This window comes from Pseudomonas sp. WS 5411 (assembly GCF_012985595.1).
Classification (GTDB): domain Bacteria; phylum Pseudomonadota; class Gammaproteobacteria; order Pseudomonadales; family Pseudomonadaceae; genus Aquipseudomonas; species Aquipseudomonas shahriarae.
Window position 1 is genome coordinate 24,449 of record NZ_JAARMC010000003.1, and the last position, 14,534, is coordinate 38,982.

12 protein-coding genes are annotated in these 14,534 nt (G+C 60.4%); 8 read left to right on the top strand and 4 right to left on the bottom strand.

The features are described from left to right. Positions 1-53 precede the first annotated feature (53 nt). On the bottom strand, positions 54-458 hold the full coding sequence (locus HBR93_RS06710) for an acyl-CoA thioesterase (protein WP_003176975.1): 405 nt from the start codon (positions 456-458) through the stop codon (positions 54-56). 562 nt (positions 459-1,020) lie between these two features. Between HBR93_RS06710 and HBR93_RS06715 the strand changes: the two genes are divergently transcribed. Next, positions 1,021-2,301, top strand: a complete 1,281-nt coding sequence (locus HBR93_RS06715) for an MFS transporter (RefSeq protein ID WP_169955454.1) — start codon at positions 1,021-1,023, stop codon at positions 2,299-2,301. A gap of 36 nt (positions 2,302-2,337) precedes the next feature. Here the strand turns inward: HBR93_RS06715 and HBR93_RS06720 are convergent, their stop codons facing one another. Beyond that, positions 2,338-2,841: a DUF3368 domain-containing protein gene (locus HBR93_RS06720; RefSeq protein WP_057961186.1), complete on the bottom strand. Its 504-nt coding sequence runs from the start codon at positions 2,839-2,841 to the stop codon at positions 2,338-2,340. Then, a complete protein-coding gene (locus HBR93_RS06725; RefSeq protein ID WP_057961185.1) occupies positions 2,838-3,896 on the bottom strand; it encodes an XRE family transcriptional regulator in 1,059 nt (352 codons plus the stop codon). Before HBR93_RS06725 ends, HBR93_RS06720 begins: the two co-directional genes overlap by 4 nt. A 273-nt stretch (positions 3,897-4,169) precedes the next feature. Here HBR93_RS06725 and HBR93_RS06730 point away from each other — a divergent pair, with 273 nt between their 5' ends. The 7 genes from HBR93_RS06730 (at position 4,170) to HBR93_RS06760 (ending at position 13,083) form a co-directional block, all read left to right on the top strand. Continuing rightward, a complete protein-coding gene (locus HBR93_RS06730; RefSeq protein ID WP_057440542.1) occupies positions 4,170-5,153 on the top strand; it encodes a phosphate ABC transporter substrate-binding protein PstS in 984 nt (327 codons plus the stop codon). Positions 5,154-5,581: 428 nt separating this feature from the next. After that, positions 5,582-7,615 (top strand): ABC transporter permease subunit, encoded by a 2,034-nt coding sequence (locus HBR93_RS06735; RefSeq protein WP_169960158.1) that lies wholly within the window; start codon positions 5,582-5,584, stop codon positions 7,613-7,615. Between the two features lie 15 nt (positions 7,616-7,630). Then, positions 7,631-9,301, top strand: a complete 1,671-nt coding sequence (gene pstA, locus HBR93_RS06740; protein ID WP_057440540.1) for a phosphate ABC transporter permease PstA — start codon at positions 7,631-7,633, stop codon at positions 9,299-9,301. Between the two features lie 204 nt (positions 9,302-9,505). Next, on the top strand, positions 9,506-10,339 hold the full coding sequence (gene pstB, locus HBR93_RS06745) for a phosphate ABC transporter ATP-binding protein PstB (RefSeq protein WP_029289934.1): 834 nt from the start codon (positions 9,506-9,508) through the stop codon (positions 10,337-10,339). Between the two features lie 70 nt (positions 10,340-10,409). Next, positions 10,410-11,171, top strand: a complete 762-nt coding sequence (phoU, locus tag HBR93_RS06750; RefSeq protein WP_057961181.1) for a phosphate signaling complex protein PhoU — start codon at positions 10,410-10,412, stop codon at positions 11,169-11,171. A gap of 168 nt (positions 11,172-11,339) precedes the next feature. Further along, positions 11,340-12,239 carry a response regulator gene (locus HBR93_RS06755; protein WP_169960047.1) on the top strand — a complete coding sequence of 300 codons (900 nt, stop codon included), beginning with the start codon at positions 11,340-11,342 and terminating at the stop codon, positions 12,237-12,239. 166 nt (positions 12,240-12,405) lie between these two features. Then, positions 12,406-13,083 carry a M23 family metallopeptidase gene (locus HBR93_RS06760; protein ID WP_169960048.1) on the top strand — a complete coding sequence of 226 codons (678 nt, stop codon included), beginning with the start codon at positions 12,406-12,408 and terminating at the stop codon, positions 13,081-13,083. A gap of 28 nt (positions 13,084-13,111) precedes the next feature. On the opposite strand, the gene HBR93_RS06765 is transcribed toward HBR93_RS06760, so the two are convergent. After that, positions 13,112-14,452, bottom strand: coding sequence for a hemolysin family protein (locus tag HBR93_RS06765; RefSeq protein ID WP_057440537.1), 1,341 nt, complete (start codon positions 14,450-14,452; stop codon positions 13,112-13,114). Positions 14,453-14,534: the final 82 nt, after the last annotated feature.

A 14,534-nucleotide genomic window follows, 5' to 3' on the forward strand; every position in this document is an offset into this window, starting at 1 on the left:
GGCTCTCTTAGTGACAGGCAATGGGGCAATGGACCGCCAAACCGCCGCGAGGTTTAACGCGCCCGCGACGGAACCGAGCGAGTGCGACCGCTGCCATCAATGGCGACGAACACAAACACCGCCTCGGTGACTTTGCGCCATTCGCTGGACAGCGGGTCATCGCTCCACACTTCGACCATCATCTGGATCGAGCTGCGGCCGATTTCCAGGGCCTGGGTGTAGAAGGACAGCTGCGCGCCCACTGCCACCGGAACCAGGAAGGCCATGCGGTCAATGGCGACGGTAGCCACGCGACCACCGGCGACCTTGCTGGCCATTGCCGTGCCAGCGAGGTCCATCTGCGCCACCAGCCAGCCGCCGAAAATATCGCCGAAACCGTTGGTTTCACGGGGGAGTGCGGTGATTTGCAGGGCGAGATCGCCTTGCGGGATAGGATCTTCTTGTTCGAGTTCGATCATGCCGGGGGTGCCTCTGACCCGTGACTCTTGGACTATGTAATCGGTGAATAGCCGTCTTGGAAAAACGATTCAGCCCCGAACATACTACGTTCGTCACGTTTTTCGAAAGGCGCCTGAAGGGAAACTCTGCGAAATCGGCTGGCCGGTGCCAACGACGTTTTCGCGCAACTTCCACGGATATGCCGGTGCAAGGTGGGCAGTATATCGGTCGATAGCCTGCGCGACGACCGTCCGGCCCTGATTTTGTACATCTATCTGCACGGCTTTACAGGCGTCAAGGAAATGGCCAAAACAGTCATGCAACTTGAGGGGTTTGACCATTGTGCCTTTTGAACTCTGCGCTCCAGTATTTGCTGGCGTTTTCGGTCCCCGATAATAATTCGAAGAGGGAATAGGCGGGCCTTGCAAGGTGGTGACTTTGCGAGTCGACGCCAGTCGCTGTGCAGGTGTTTAGACTGTGCTTTTGCGGGCAATTTGTTATCTTGCCGGACCTGCCAGGCCAAACCAGCACTGTTGCGGATTCCTGATCTGACCTAATAAGAGAAGCCTTGCCATGACCACAGTGCCTTCAAGCATTGCGCCGCCCGCACGACCGCTGAACCGCAACGACTACAAAACCCTGTCGCTGTCCGCCCTGGGGGGCGCGCTGGAGTTCTACGACTTCATCATCTTCGTGTTCTTCGCCACTGTGGTCGGGAAACTGTTTTTCCCCGCCGACATGCCCGAATGGCTGCGCCTGATGCAGACCTTCGGCATCTTCGCCGCCGGCTACCTGGCGCGGCCGCTGGGCGGGATCATCATGGCGCACTTCGGTGACCTGCTGGGGCGCAAGAAGATGTTCACCCTGAGCATCTTCATGATGGCGGTGCCGACCCTGATCATGGGCCTGTTGCCGACCTACGCGCAGATCGGCCTGTGGGCCCCGATCCTGTTGTTGCTGATGCGCGTGATCCAGGGCGCGGCGATTGGTGGAGAAGTGCCGGGCGCGTGGGTTTTTGTTTCTGAACATGTACCGCCACGCCATATCGGCTATGCCTGCGGCACCCTGACCAGCGGCCTGACCGCCGGGATCCTCCTGGGTTCGCTGGTGGCCACCGCGATCAACACGATCTACACCCCGGAGCAAGTGTCGGACTACGCCTGGCGGATCCCGTTCCTGTTGGGCGGTGTGTTCGGCCTGTTCTCGGTGTACCTGCGCCGCTGGCTGCACGAAACCCCGATCTTCGCCGAAATGCAGCAGCGCAAGACCCTGGCCGCCGAGCTGCCATTGCGTGCGGTCCTGCGTGACCACCGTGGCGCCATCGTGCTGTCGATGCTGCTGACCTGGCTGCTGTCGGCCGGCATTGTCGTTGTGATCCTGATGACCCCGACCGTGCTGCAGACCATCTACCACTTCAGCCCGACAGTCTCGTTGCAGGCCAACAGCCTGGCGATCGTCACCCTGAGCCTGGGCTGCATCCTCTCCGGCGCACTGGCTGACCGCTTCGGCGCCGGGCGCGTGCTGATCGCCGGTTGCGCGTTGCTGCTCGCGACCTCGTGGACGCTGTATCACAGCCTGCTGGACCACCCAAACTGGTTGTTCCCGCTGTACACCCTTACCGGCCTGTTCGTCGGCGTGGTCGGCGTGGTGCCCTACGTGATGGTCAAGGCCTTCCCACCGGTGGTGCGCTTCAGCGGCCTGTCGTTTTCCTACAACGTTGCCTACGCGGTGTTCGGTGGTCTGACGCCGTTGGTGGTGTCGCTGCTGATGAAAGAAAGCCCGATGGGCCCGGCGTACTACGTCGCCGTGATCTGCACGATGGGGATGCTGGTGGGTGCCTACCTGTGGAAACGCGGGCGGTAAACGCCTCGGGCTTACTGATGCACATGGATGTGCTGATCAAAACTCAGGAAGGTTCGGACGCCAGGTAGACAGTCGGGCTTGGCATTCTGATACGGGCAAGCGAGAGCCTCCCGCTAACATGGTGTCTAGCGCCGTCGCTGCGTCGCCAGAGCTGATGACTTGATGCTCGACCATAAGGTCGAGTAGCCACAGTGCACCATGTACTTGCAGCCCGTCCTGGATAGCCTGGCGACGGAGCTTCCCATCTCCTGTGAGCAGTGGTCTTCCGGTTATCTGTGCCAGCAGGTAGCAGGAGACGTCAGCCAAGGCGCTGTTGTTGTGTGCAATTTTGAGCGCCCAGAGTTTTTGTACACCTCGCTCGTCAAATGACTCGACCACCAGCCCTTGGGCGAGCAGTTCATCATGAGCGAAGTCCTCGAGTTCGTGCATGACGAAATCAGTGCAGCAGAGCGTGAAAGGTAGCCTGAACATATGCTCCAGCAATCCCGCGTTTCTGAAATCAATCCAGATATTGGTATCGCTGATATAGATCAGGCTCATGCACTCTCCAGTGAGCCCAGAAAATTAGGGTCTAGAGCCTTCACTGGGCGACGCAGTAACTCAGCTGCCCGTGACTTGGTGATCAAGCCCTCCGCCAGGCCCCAGAACACCAGCGATTCGAAACGCTGAGGCGGCTTGCACGGCAACTGCTCGGGTTCTGCCTTGCGCCAGCCATTGCTGCTGAACTGAATAGTCAGGGATTTGTAGCCACTTTCTCCCAGCAGATTGAGGTCCTTCAACCGACGGAGCGCCGCATGCATCGAGAGTCCATACTGGCGTTTGGCAATCAAGAGTTCGCGAGGGTGGACGCGTGAGCGTTGATGGCTCCCGAAATCTCCGGTGACACTTTTGGCTGGATAAAGAAAAGCCCCCGCGAAGCGGTGACAGCAGTGTTCTTTATCGCGTTCGGACATCTCATCGGGTAGTTGCATCACCCAGTGTCCCAACTCATGAGCGGCGGTAAAGCGAATGCGCTCGCCTGGTCGTTGGGCGTTCAGAGCTATCAGCACATGTTCGCCATCATGGGTGGCGGCACAGGCTCCGTCGAAATCATCCGGGCCGTTGAGCATCACCACTTTGATACCGTGCTCCTCAAGTTGCTCAGTCAGATGGGCGATTGGGTCTGCGCCGATGCCCCAATATTTGCGCAGCTCCTCGGCCGCCCATTCGGCCTCCTCTATAGAGGTAACGGACAACATCTGTGGTGGAGTTCTGGCGGTCTGGATATCCAGCGGATCGAAGCACTCCTCTAGGGCTATGTATCGCTCCAGGTGTTCACGAACCTGTTCCTCGACCTGTACCTGGCGGTATTGAGGCATCTTCGCCAGCTTGCGGAACTCCAGCGGCGCAAGTGGCAGGGCTTCAGGGCGGAAAAAATACTCCGGGCTCACCTCCAGCGCCCTTGCCAATTGCAAAAGACGCTGGGAGTTCGGAGTACTCAAGCCCTTTTCATACTTGCTCAGGCCTTGCTTGGTGATGTCGCCGAGACTGAGTGCCAGTGCTTCCAGCGACATACCACGCAACAACCTTGCGCGGCGAATTCGGTCATTGATCATGTGGGGTCTCCTTAGGTTGACAAGACTATGCTTTGCTTGTTTTTTGTCAACCTAAGGGGGGCCTCTGGTTACGTCGTGTCATTGGCAGCGACGTGCGGAGGTTAGTCAGTGCGGTTCCTAGAGGAAACCCTAAAGATCTGTCGGAAAATTCCGGGCGACCTTTCGCTCAATACTGGCCTTTCATCTAATTGTCATATTCCAGACATAGAGTGTTCACACGGCCTACCGATACTTGGCCCCGATCCAACTATCCCTATCTGCTAGGAGTAAGGCATGAAACTGAAGCGTTTGATGGCGGCAATGACTTTTGTCGCTGCTGGCGTAGCCACTGCCAACGCGGTCGCCGCTGTTGACCCTGCGATCAAGCCCTACACCAAGACCTCTGGTGTGTCGGGCAACCTGTCCAGTGTCGGCTCCGATACTCTGGCCAACCTGATGACTCTGTGGGCCGAGAACTACAAAAAAGAATACCCGAACGTCAATATCCAGATTCAAGCCGCCGGTTCTTCCACCGCGCCGCCTGCACTCACCGAAGGCACCGCTAACCTGGGCCCGATGAGCCGCAAGATGAAGGACAACGAACTGCAGGCTTTCGAGCAGAAGTACGGCTACAAGCCGACTGCTATCCCGGTGGCCGTGGACGCCCTGGCTGTGTTCGTACACAAGGACAACCCGATCAAGCACCTGACCATGGCTCAGGTCGACGCCGTGTTCTCGTCGACTCGTCTGTGCGGTGCCAAGGCTGACGTCAAGACCTGGGGCGACCTGGGTGTGACCGGTGACCTGGCCAACAAGCCGGTGCAACTGTTCGGTCGTAACTCGGTATCCGGCACCTACGGCTACTTCAAGGAAGAAGCCCTGTGCAAAGGTGACTACAAGCCCAACGTCAACGAACAGCCAGGTTCGGCTTCGGTCGTGCAGTCCATCAGCTCCTCGCTGAACGGCATCGGTTACTCGGGCATCGGCTACAAGACCGCCAGCGTGAAAACCGTGGCCCTGGCCAAGAAAGAAGGCGGCGAGTTCGTCGAAGACACCGAAGAGAACGCCCTGAACGGCAAATACCCGCTGTCGCGCTTCCTCTACGTGTACATCAACAAAGCCCCGAACAAGCCTCTGGCCCCGCTGGAAGCCGAGTTCGTGAAACTGGTTCTGTCCAAACAGGGCCAGGAAGTTGTAGTGAAAGACGGCTACATCCCACTGCCAGCTAAAGTGGTCGAAAAGACCCTGGCTGAGCTGGGTCTGAAAGAAGGCAAATAAGCCTGCATTACCTGGTGTAGACGCATGCTCTTGTGTGAGAGCGGGCTTGCCCGCCCTCACAACAAGCGTGCCTACACCCCTAATTTTTCGGTCCGCTGCCAGCCCTGCTACGCGGCGGATTTCTTGCGTCACTGCATTGTCATCTTTCTGTCATACAGGATCGCTAGGGTGTGCGCATGAATGATCTGGCCAATTCCACCATGACGACGACTTCTCCTCCCAAGCGCATTGACTTCAATACGCCTGAGCTGCAACGCAAGCGCCGCATCCGCGCGCTCAAGGACCGCCTGACCCGTTGGTACGTGCTGGTCGGCGGTCTCGCCGTCCTCGGCGCTATCACCCTGATTTTCTTCTTCCTGGCTTACGTGGTCGGGCCGCTGTTCCAGGGTGCCAGCCTGACCAAGGACGAGGCCCTGACGCCTGCCTGGATGCAGGATGCCGGCAAGCCGTTGCTGATCTCGCTGGAAGAACAGAACCAGGTCGCCATGCGGGTTTCCGACAAGGGCCAGGCATTGTTCTTCACTGTCGACACCGGCGCTGAGCTCAAGCGGGTCGACCTGGCTCTGCCGGCCGGCGCCAGTGTGGTGTCCATCGGTGAAGACCAGCCGGGCAGCCCGCTGGTGATCCTCGGTCTGTCCAACGGCCAGTCCCTGGTGTTCCGCCACACTTATAAAGTGTCCTACCCGGACGGTAAGAAGACCATTTCGCCGGAAATCGAATACCCCTACGGCGAAGCGCCGATGGTGCTCGATGAGGCGGGTCGTCCGCTGGAGCATGTGGCCCTCAACGCCACCGACACCACGTTGGTCATTGCCGGTTCCTCTGGTTCGCACCTGAACGTGCTGTCGGTGAGCCGCGAAGAAAACATGATGACCGGCGAAGTGGTCAGCGAGCAGAAGCGCATCGACTTGCCGCAAATGACTGAGCCTGTGAAAGCGATCTTCGTCGATCCGCGCCAGCAATGGCTGTATGTGATCAACGGTCGCGCTCTGGCCGATGTGTTCAGCCTGCGCGACAACAGCCTCAACGGTCGATACAAGTTGTTGGAAGATGGCAGCGCCGAAATCACCGCCAGCACCCAGCTGGTGGGCGGTATCTCGCTGATCGTCGGCGACTCCAAGGGCGGCCTGGCCCAGTGGTTCATGGCCCGCGACCCGGATGGCGAGCAACACCTCAAGCAGATCCGCACGTTCCAGATGGGCAGCACACCCGTGGTGGAAATCACCGCTGAAGAGCGTCGCAAAGGCTTTACCGCCCTGGATGCCTCCGGCAACTTCGGTGTGTTCCACAGCACCGCGCATCGCACCCTGCTGGTGGACCCGGTGGTAGAAGGCCAAGGCATCTTCGGCATGTCGCCACGGGCCAACCGCGTGATCGTCGAAGCCGGTGGCAAGCTGCAGCCGTTGGCCCTCGACAACCCACACCCGGAAGTGTCCTGGAGCGCGTTGTGGAGCAAGGTCTGGTACGAAAACTACGACGAACCTAAATACGTCTGGCAGTCGACCGCCGCCAACAGCGACTTCGAACCCAAGATGAGCCTCGCGCCACTGACCTTCGGTACGCTCAAGGCCGCGTTCTACGCCATGTTGCTGGCTGCACCACTGGCCATTGCCGCGGCGATCTACACCGCCTACTTCATGGCCCCGAGCCTGCGCCGCAAGGTCAAGCCGGTGATCGAACTGATGGAAGCGATGCCGACGGTGATCCTCGGCTTCTTCGCCGGCCTGTTCCTGGCGCCGTATGTCGAAGGGCACCTGCCGGGGATTTTCAGCCTGCTGATGTTGTTGCCGATTGGCATCCTGGTGGCTGGTTTTGCTTTCAGCCGCCTGCCTGAGTCGATCCGCCTGCGGGTTCCCGATGGCTGGGAAAGTGCGATGTTGATCCCGGTGATCCTGTTTGTAGGCTGGCTCTCGCTGTACATGAGCCCGTACCTGGAAACCTGGTTCTTCGGTGGCGACATGCGCATGTGGATCTCCCACGACCTTGGCATCACCTACGACCAGCGCAACGCCCTGGTTGTCGGCCTGGCCATGGGTTTTGCGGTGATCCCGAACATCTACTCCATCGCCGAAGACGCCGTGTTCAGCGTACCGCGCGGCCTGACCCTGGGTTCCCTGGCCCTGGGCGCCACGCCTTGGCAGACCATGACCCGCGTTGTATTGCTGACCGCCAGCCCAGGGATTTTCTCGGCGCTGATGATCGGCATGGGCCGTGCGGTGGGTGAAACCATGATCGTGCTGATGGCCACGGGTAACACCCCGGTCATGGAGATGAACCTGTTCGAAGGCCTGCGAACGCTCGCAGCCAACGTCGCGGTGGAAATGCCCGAGTCGGAAGTGGGCGGCAGTCACTACCGGGTGCTGTTCCTCTCGGCGCTGGTACTGCTGTTGTTTACCTTCGTCATGAACACCCTCGCCGAGCTGATCCGTCAGCGTCTGCGCAAGAAATACTCGTCGCTTTAAGAAAGGTAGAAGTCTGTGAAACAGAACTCCCTGAATGGATGGTTCAAGAGCGGCGCCCCCGGCGTCTGGATCAGCGGTGGCGCGGTGGCCATCGCGGTCATCATGACCATTGGTTTGCTGGCTGTGATTGCCGTGCGCGGCTTGGGTCACTTCTGGCCGGCTGACCTGATCCAGGCCAACTACGGCGTGCCGGGCCAGGCCAACCACATCGTCATCGGCGAAGTGGTACAGAAAGAACAAGTGCCGCGCGAGCGCCTGAAAAGCGCTGGCCTGCCGGTGCCGGACGAAGGTCCGGAGTTCATGACCCGCGAGCTGATCAAGGTCGGCAACCGTGACTTGAACGGCAATGACTTCACCTGGATCGTCGGCGAGTGGCTGACCAACCAGACCACGCCTGCCGAGTTGATGGTCATCGAGCGTCGTGAGTGGGGCAACTTCTACGGCACCCTGATCAACGTCAAGCAGGATGGCAAAGTCATCGCCGAAGGCGAGGCTGCGTGGCCAGAGCTGCAGGCGCGGGTTGAGCGGGTGAACAAGCTGGCTGCCGATCTCAAGACCCTTGAGAAAGTCGACATCGGCGCGATCAACGCCGGTCTCGAGCGCATCCGCCTGCACGGTCGTAAGCTGGAGCTGGACGGCAAGCTCGACGCCGCCGCCCAGGCCGATATGGATGCCGATCGCGCCGAGCTGAATGCCCGTTACCAGGCCGTCGAAGCGCGCCTGACCGACCTGCACGCCCAGTTCAACCGCGACAGCCTCACGGCCCGCGATGCCAACGGCAAAGAGCTGGAAATCAATATTGGCCACGTGGTGCACGCCTACCAGCCGAACGCCATGGGCACCCTGACCAAGATGGGTTTCTATGTCAGTAAGGTCTGGGAATTCCTCAGCGATGACCCACGGGAAGCGAACACCGAAGGCGGGATTTTCCCGGCGATCTTCGGCACCGTGATGATGACCCTGATCATGGCGATGATCGTGACCCCGTTTGGCGTGCTGGCGGCGGTCTACCTGCGTGAATACGCCAAGCAGAACACCTTGACCCGTATTATCCGTATCGCGGTGAACAACCTGGCCGGCGTCCCGGCGATTGTCTACGGCGTGTTCGGCCTGGGCTTCTTCGTCTACGTGCTGGGTGGCTCGGTGGACCGCCTGTTCTTCCCCGAAGCCCTGCCGGCACCGACCTTCGGTACGCCGGGCCTGTTGTGGGCTTCGTTGACCCTGGCGCTGCTGGCGGTGCCGGTGGTGATCGTGGCCACTGAGGAAGGCCTGGCGCGAATCCCACGCACCGTGCGTGAAGGTTCCCTGGCACTGGGTGCAACCAAGGCGGAGACCCTGTGGAAAATCGTCCTGCCCATGGCCAGCCCGGCGATGATGACCGGCATGATCCTCGCCGTGGCCCGCGCCGCGGGTGAAGTCGCACCGCTGATGCTGGTGGGTGTGGTCAAGCTGGCGCCGTCGCTGCCGCTGGACGGCAACTACCCGTACCTGCACCTGGACCAGAAGATCATGCACCTGGGCTTCCATATCTACGACGTCGGCTTCCAGAGCCCCAACGTCGAAGCGGCCCGCCCGCTGGTGTACGCCACCGCGTTCCTGCTGGTGCTGGTGATCGCCACGCTGAACCTGTCGGCGGTATGGATTCGTAACCACCTGCGCGAAAAATACAAGGCGCTGGACAGCTGATTGAATTGAACGCGGACCTAATGTGGGAGCGGGCTTGCTCGCGAATGCGGTGTCTCAGTAATAGATTGGTTGACTGACCTGACGCTTTCGCAAGCAAGCCCGCTCCCACAGGGAACCGAGTTGGAAACAGATTTGAGGTAAACCGCAAGGCCCACTATGAAGCCGCGGTTCAACGAAACGAATTGGTAGCACAGGGAGCATCCCATGCAACATGAAACCCATTCCCACGGCATCAACATGTCAGCCCTGGGTCGCGACAAGCAGAGCCTGAGCCTGGCCGAAGAAACCGTGGCCATCGAAGTTCCGGGCCTGAGCCTGTACTACGGTGAGAAGCAAGCGCTGTTCGACGTCAGCATGAACATCCCCAAGCAGCGCGTGACCGCCTTTATCGGCCCGTCGGGCTGCGGCAAGTCCACGCTGTTGCGCACCTTCAACCGCATGAACGACCTGGTGGACGGTTGCCGTGTGGAAGGCGCGATCAACCTCTACGGCAGCAACATCTACCGCAAGGGCGAAGATGTGGCCGAGCTGCGTCGCCGGGTGGGCATGGTGTTCCAGAAGCCCAACCCGTTCCCCAAGACCATCTACGAAAACGTGGTCTATGGCCTGCGCATCCAGGGCATCAACAAAAAGCGCATCCTCGACGAAGCAGTGGAGTGGGCCCTCAAGGGCGCGGCGCTGTGGGATGAGGTCAAGGACCGCCTGCACGAATCGGCCCTCGGCCTGTCCGGCGGCCAGCAGCAGCGTCTGGTGATTGCCCGGACCATCGCCGTGGAGCCGGAAGTACTGCTGCTCGACGAACCGTGCTCGGCACTCGACCCGATCTCGACGCTGAAAGTCGAAGAGCTGATCTACGAGCTCAAGTCCAAGTTCACCATTGTCATCGTGACCCACAACATGCAACAGGCGGCACGGGTTTCCGACTACACCGCGTTCATGTACATGGGCAAACTGGTGGAATTCGGCGATACCGATACCCTGTTCACCAATCCGGCGAAGAAGCAGACCGAAGACTACATCACCGGTCGTTACGGCTAGGAAGCTGTGGTTCTGATTGCACTGACGCTGCGGTTCTCCGCACCTTACCGGACGCTCCAAGGACGCCAACATGATTAGTAAAGAAGGCCTTACCCACCACATCTCCGCGCAGTTCAACGCCGAGCTTGAGGAAGTGCGCAGCCACCTCCTGGCCATGGGCGGGCTGGTGGAGAAGCAAGTCAACGACGCGGTCACCGCGCTGATCGAGGCCGACTCGGGCCTGGCCCAGCAAGTGCGCGAGATCGACGACCAGATCAACCAGATGGAGCGCAACATCGACGAGGAATGCCTGCGCATCCTCGCCCGTCGCCAGCCGGCGGCGTCCGATCTGCGTTTGATCATCAGCATTTCCAAGTCGGTGATCGACCTCGAGCGTATCGGCGACGAAGCCACCAAAATCGCCCGTCGCGCTATCCAGTTGTGCGAAGAAGGTGAAGCGCCACGCGGTTACGTCGAAGTGCGCCACATCGGCGACCAGGTGCGCAACATGGTGCGCGACGCGCTGGATGCCTTTGCGCGCTTTGACGCCGACCTGGCATTGTCCGTGGCCCAGTACGACAAGATCATCGACCGCGAGTACAAGACCGCCCTGCGTGAGCTGGCGACCTACATGATGGAAGACCCGCGCTCTATCTCGCGGGTATTGAGCATCATCTGGGTGCTGCGTTCCCTGGAGCGGATCGGCGACCACGCGCGCAATATCTCGGAATTGGTGATTTATCTGGTGCGCGGCACCGACGTACGGCACATGGGCCTCAAGCGCATGAAAGCCGAAGTTGAAGGCACAGCCGATCAAATCCCTAATGTTCCGGCCGAATCTGACGATAAGTAAGATTGCCCGAGAAATAAACGCCCGACCTCTGGTCGGGCGTTTGCGTTTGTGGCGTATGAGTTTTGCGCTGCGGGCGGCTGTAAAGTCCCGGCGTGACTGACGAGTTTTTGGCAAAATGCCATCAGTTAAGCGTTTTGCTTGCCGGGGTTTTGAGAGGATGAAGGGTCGATGAGTAAAGTCAGTGTATTGGTGGTGGATGACGCCTCGTTTATTCGCGACCTGGTGAAGAAGTGCCTGCGTAACTACTTCCCCGGTATCAAGATTGAAGATGCGGTGAACGGCAAAAAGGCACAGGCCATCCTGATGCGCGAAACCTTCGATATGGTGCTGTGCGACTGGGAAATGCCGGAAATGTCTGGCCTGGAACTGTTGACCTGGTGCCGTGAGCAGCCTCAGCTCAAGTCCATGCCGTTTGTCATGGTCACCAGCCGCGGCGACAAGGAAAACGTGGTCCAGGCCATCCAGGCCGGCGTCTCCGGCTATGTCAGCAAACCGTTCACCAACGAGCAATTGCTGAACAAGGTCAAGCAGGCCCTGAACAAGATCGGCCGCCTCGACGCCTTGCTGGCCAGCGCGCCGACCAAGATGAACTCGGCTTTTGGCAACGACTCCCTCAGCGCCCTGACCGGCGGCAAGCCCGAAGCGGTCAAGCCGGCCCCGGTGGCTGCGCCGAGCAAAGGTTTGCTCAACAGCCCGGCAGTGCAGCCCGCCGCCGCCCCCTCGGCCGCCAGCGGTCGCGGCCAGGGCCAACTGCGCCTGTCCAGTGGCACCCAGCAATGTGTGATCAAGGGCCTGAGCATCAAGGAGGCGCTGCTGGTGGTACGCCGGGGCGACGTCCTGCCACAAGTGCTGGAAAGCGCGGTGCTCGACCTTGAGCAAGGCGAGAACGCCGAAACCGCACGCCTCAACGGCTACCTGCACGCCATCGTCGCCTACGAGCCGCGCCCTGACAGCGACTGGCTGCAACTGACCTTCCGCTTTATCGACCAGGACGCGCAGAAGCTCGACTACATCTCCCGGCTGATTGCCCGGGGCACCGCGCAGAAGCATTTTGTGCCGGGTGCCTGAAGCAAAACCTCGATCACCTGTAGGCGCTGGCTTGCCAGCGATCTCGGTCTGTCTGTCGCTGCATCAGTGACAGGCAAGCCGACGCCTACAGGGGTCGTTAGTCCACACAACATTGTCATGAACCCTTGCTAGCCTGCCGTTCAGTCATACCCGGCAGGTTTATCCGATGCTTGTGCGTTTTATGTTGTTTTGTGGCCTGTGCGCGGTCGCTTCATCGACCCTGGCCATGACCCTCTATCGTTCCACCGATGCCCGTGGCGTGGTGTTTTTCAGCGACCAGAAGACTCCTGGCGCCCAGGCGTTTGTCTTCCAGGAGCGCCGTGTGGCGTCGGTAAAGCGCCAGGCGCTTGATCCCCAGCCGCCACGTCACCTGCGGCCCGCCCAGTTCCAGCGTTACGCCTTGCCCTGGCGTGGCGGTCCGTTCCGCCTGACCCAGGGCCCTGGGGGCACGTTCAGTCACTCTGACGTCAAGAGTCGCTACGCCATGGATATCGCCATGCCTGAGGGCACGCCGATCATCGCTGCGCGGGGCGGCTTGGTGGTGAAGACCGAGAACAACCAAGCCGGGCGCGGCAGTGACCCTTCGGGCAACTTCGTGCGGGTGTTGCACGATGACGGCACCCAGGGCGTGTATCTGCACCTCAAGCAAGGGTCGGTCAGCGTCAGGGACGGGCAGCGCGTGGGGGTGGGCAGCCTGCTGGGGCTGTCGGGCAATACCGGCAACAGCAGCGGGCCACACCTGCATTTTGTGGTGCAGCGCGATACGGGGGCGGGGTGGGTGTCGATTCCGTATGAGTTCACGCAGCCGGTACAGGCCTTGCCCAACTTTGCGTCGGGGTTGTAGGAGCCGGCAAGCCGGCTCCTACAGGGGTTCAGTCGAGCATCAGGACCTTGGCCAGCACGATTTTCGGGCCTTTCATCTTCTTGATGATGATCCGCAGGCCTTCCACTTCCAGCACTTCTTCCTCTTCCGGCACCCGGTTGAGGGTGTCGTAGATCAGGCCGGCGAGGGTTTCGGCTTCGATGTGGTCCAGGTCGATGCCCAGTAGGCGCTCGATCTTGAACAGCGGCGTATCACCACGCACCAGCAGCTTGCCCGGCTGGTAGGCGAGAATGCCGCGCTCGGCCTTGCGGTGTTCGTCCTGGATATCGCCCACCAGCACTTCCAACACGTCTTCCATGGTCAGGTAGCCGATGATGTTGCCGTCGGCTTCTTCTACCAGGGCAAAGTGCGCGCCGCCCTTGCGGAACTGCTCGAGCAGTTGCGACAGCGGCATGTGCCGGGATACGCGCTCCAGTGGGCGGGTCAGTTCGGCCAGGTTGAACGACTCGGGAATATGGTCCAGGGCCGCCAGTTCCAGCAGCAGGTCCTTGATGTGCAGCAGGCCGACAAACTCACCCCGCACCGGGTCGTACACCGGGTAGCGGCTGAATTTGTGGCGGCGGAACAGTGCAAGGATTTCCTTGAGCGGCGCGTTGAAGTCCAGGGTCACCAGGTCTTCCCGCGAGTTGGCCCAGTCCACCACTTCCAGCTCGCCCATTTCCACGGCCGAGGCCAGCACGCGCATGCCTTGGTCGCTCGGGTCCTGGCCACGGCTGGAGTGCAGGATCAGCTTGAGCTCTTCACGGCTGTAGTGGTGCTCGTGGTGCGGGCCGGGCTCGCCCTGGCCGGCGATACGCAGGATCGCGTTGGCGCTGGCGTTGAGCAGGTAGATCGCCGGGTACATGGCCCAGTAGAACAGGTACAGCGGCACCGCCGTCCACAACGACAGCAACTCGGGCTTGCGAATGGCCCAGGACTTGGGCGCCAGCTCACCGACCACGATGTGCAAGTAGGAAATCACGAAGAAGGCAGCGAAGAACGACACACCCTTGATCACTTCGGCCGATTCGACGCCCATGGCGCCCAGCATCGGCTCCAGAATGTGCGCGAAGGCCGGCTCACCGACCCAGCCCAGGCCCAGGGAGGCAAGGGTGATACCCAGCTGGCAGGCCGACAGGTAGGCGTCAAGCTGACTGTGTACGGTGCGCAGGATCTGCCCGCGCCAGCCATTGGTGTGGGCGATCGCCTCGACACGGGTGGCGCGCAGTTTGACCATGGCAAATTCCGCCGCAACGAAGAAACCGTTGAGCAGTACCAGGATCAGTGCAAAAAGAATCATGCCGAAATCGGCGAAGAGTGTCGCGAGGGTGATACCAGGGGAAGGGTCCATGATGGGGTTTTGCGGGTTCCGTGTATTCAAAAAGGGGTGATGGCTGTGCCTCAAGGGCGGGCACAAGTCAGGCAATGTAGCG

Excerpts from the sequence above, each read along its gene's own strand:
- HBR93_RS06710 (WP_003176975.1), bottom strand. The coding sequence starts at position 458 with ATGATCGAACTCGAACAAGAAGATCCTATCCCGCAAGGCGATCTCGCC.
- HBR93_RS06720 (WP_057961186.1), bottom strand. The coding sequence starts at position 2,841 with ATGAGCCTGATCTATATCAGCGATACCAATATCTGGATTGATTTCAGA.
- HBR93_RS06725 (WP_057961185.1), bottom strand. The coding sequence starts at position 3,896 with ATGATCAATGACCGAATTCGCCGCGCAAGGTTGTTGCGTGGTATGTCG.
- HBR93_RS06730 (WP_057440542.1), top strand. The coding sequence starts at position 4,170 with ATGAAACTGAAGCGTTTGATGGCGGCAATGACTTTTGTCGCTGCTGGC.
- HBR93_RS06735 (WP_169960158.1), top strand. The coding sequence starts at position 5,582 with ATGCAGGATGCCGGCAAGCCGTTGCTGATCTCGCTGGAAGAACAGAAC.
- pstB (WP_029289934.1), top strand. The coding sequence starts at position 9,506 with ATGCAACATGAAACCCATTCCCACGGCATCAACATGTCAGCCCTGGGT.
- phoU (WP_057961181.1), top strand. The coding sequence starts at position 10,410 with ATGATTAGTAAAGAAGGCCTTACCCACCACATCTCCGCGCAGTTCAAC.
- HBR93_RS06755 (WP_169960047.1), top strand. The coding sequence starts at position 11,340 with ATGAGTAAAGTCAGTGTATTGGTGGTGGATGACGCCTCGTTTATTCGC.
- HBR93_RS06760 (WP_169960048.1), top strand. The coding sequence starts at position 12,406 with ATGCTTGTGCGTTTTATGTTGTTTTGTGGCCTGTGCGCGGTCGCTTCA.
- HBR93_RS06765 (WP_057440537.1), bottom strand. The coding sequence starts at position 14,452 with ATGGACCCTTCCCCTGGTATCACCCTCGCGACACTCTTCGCCGATTTC.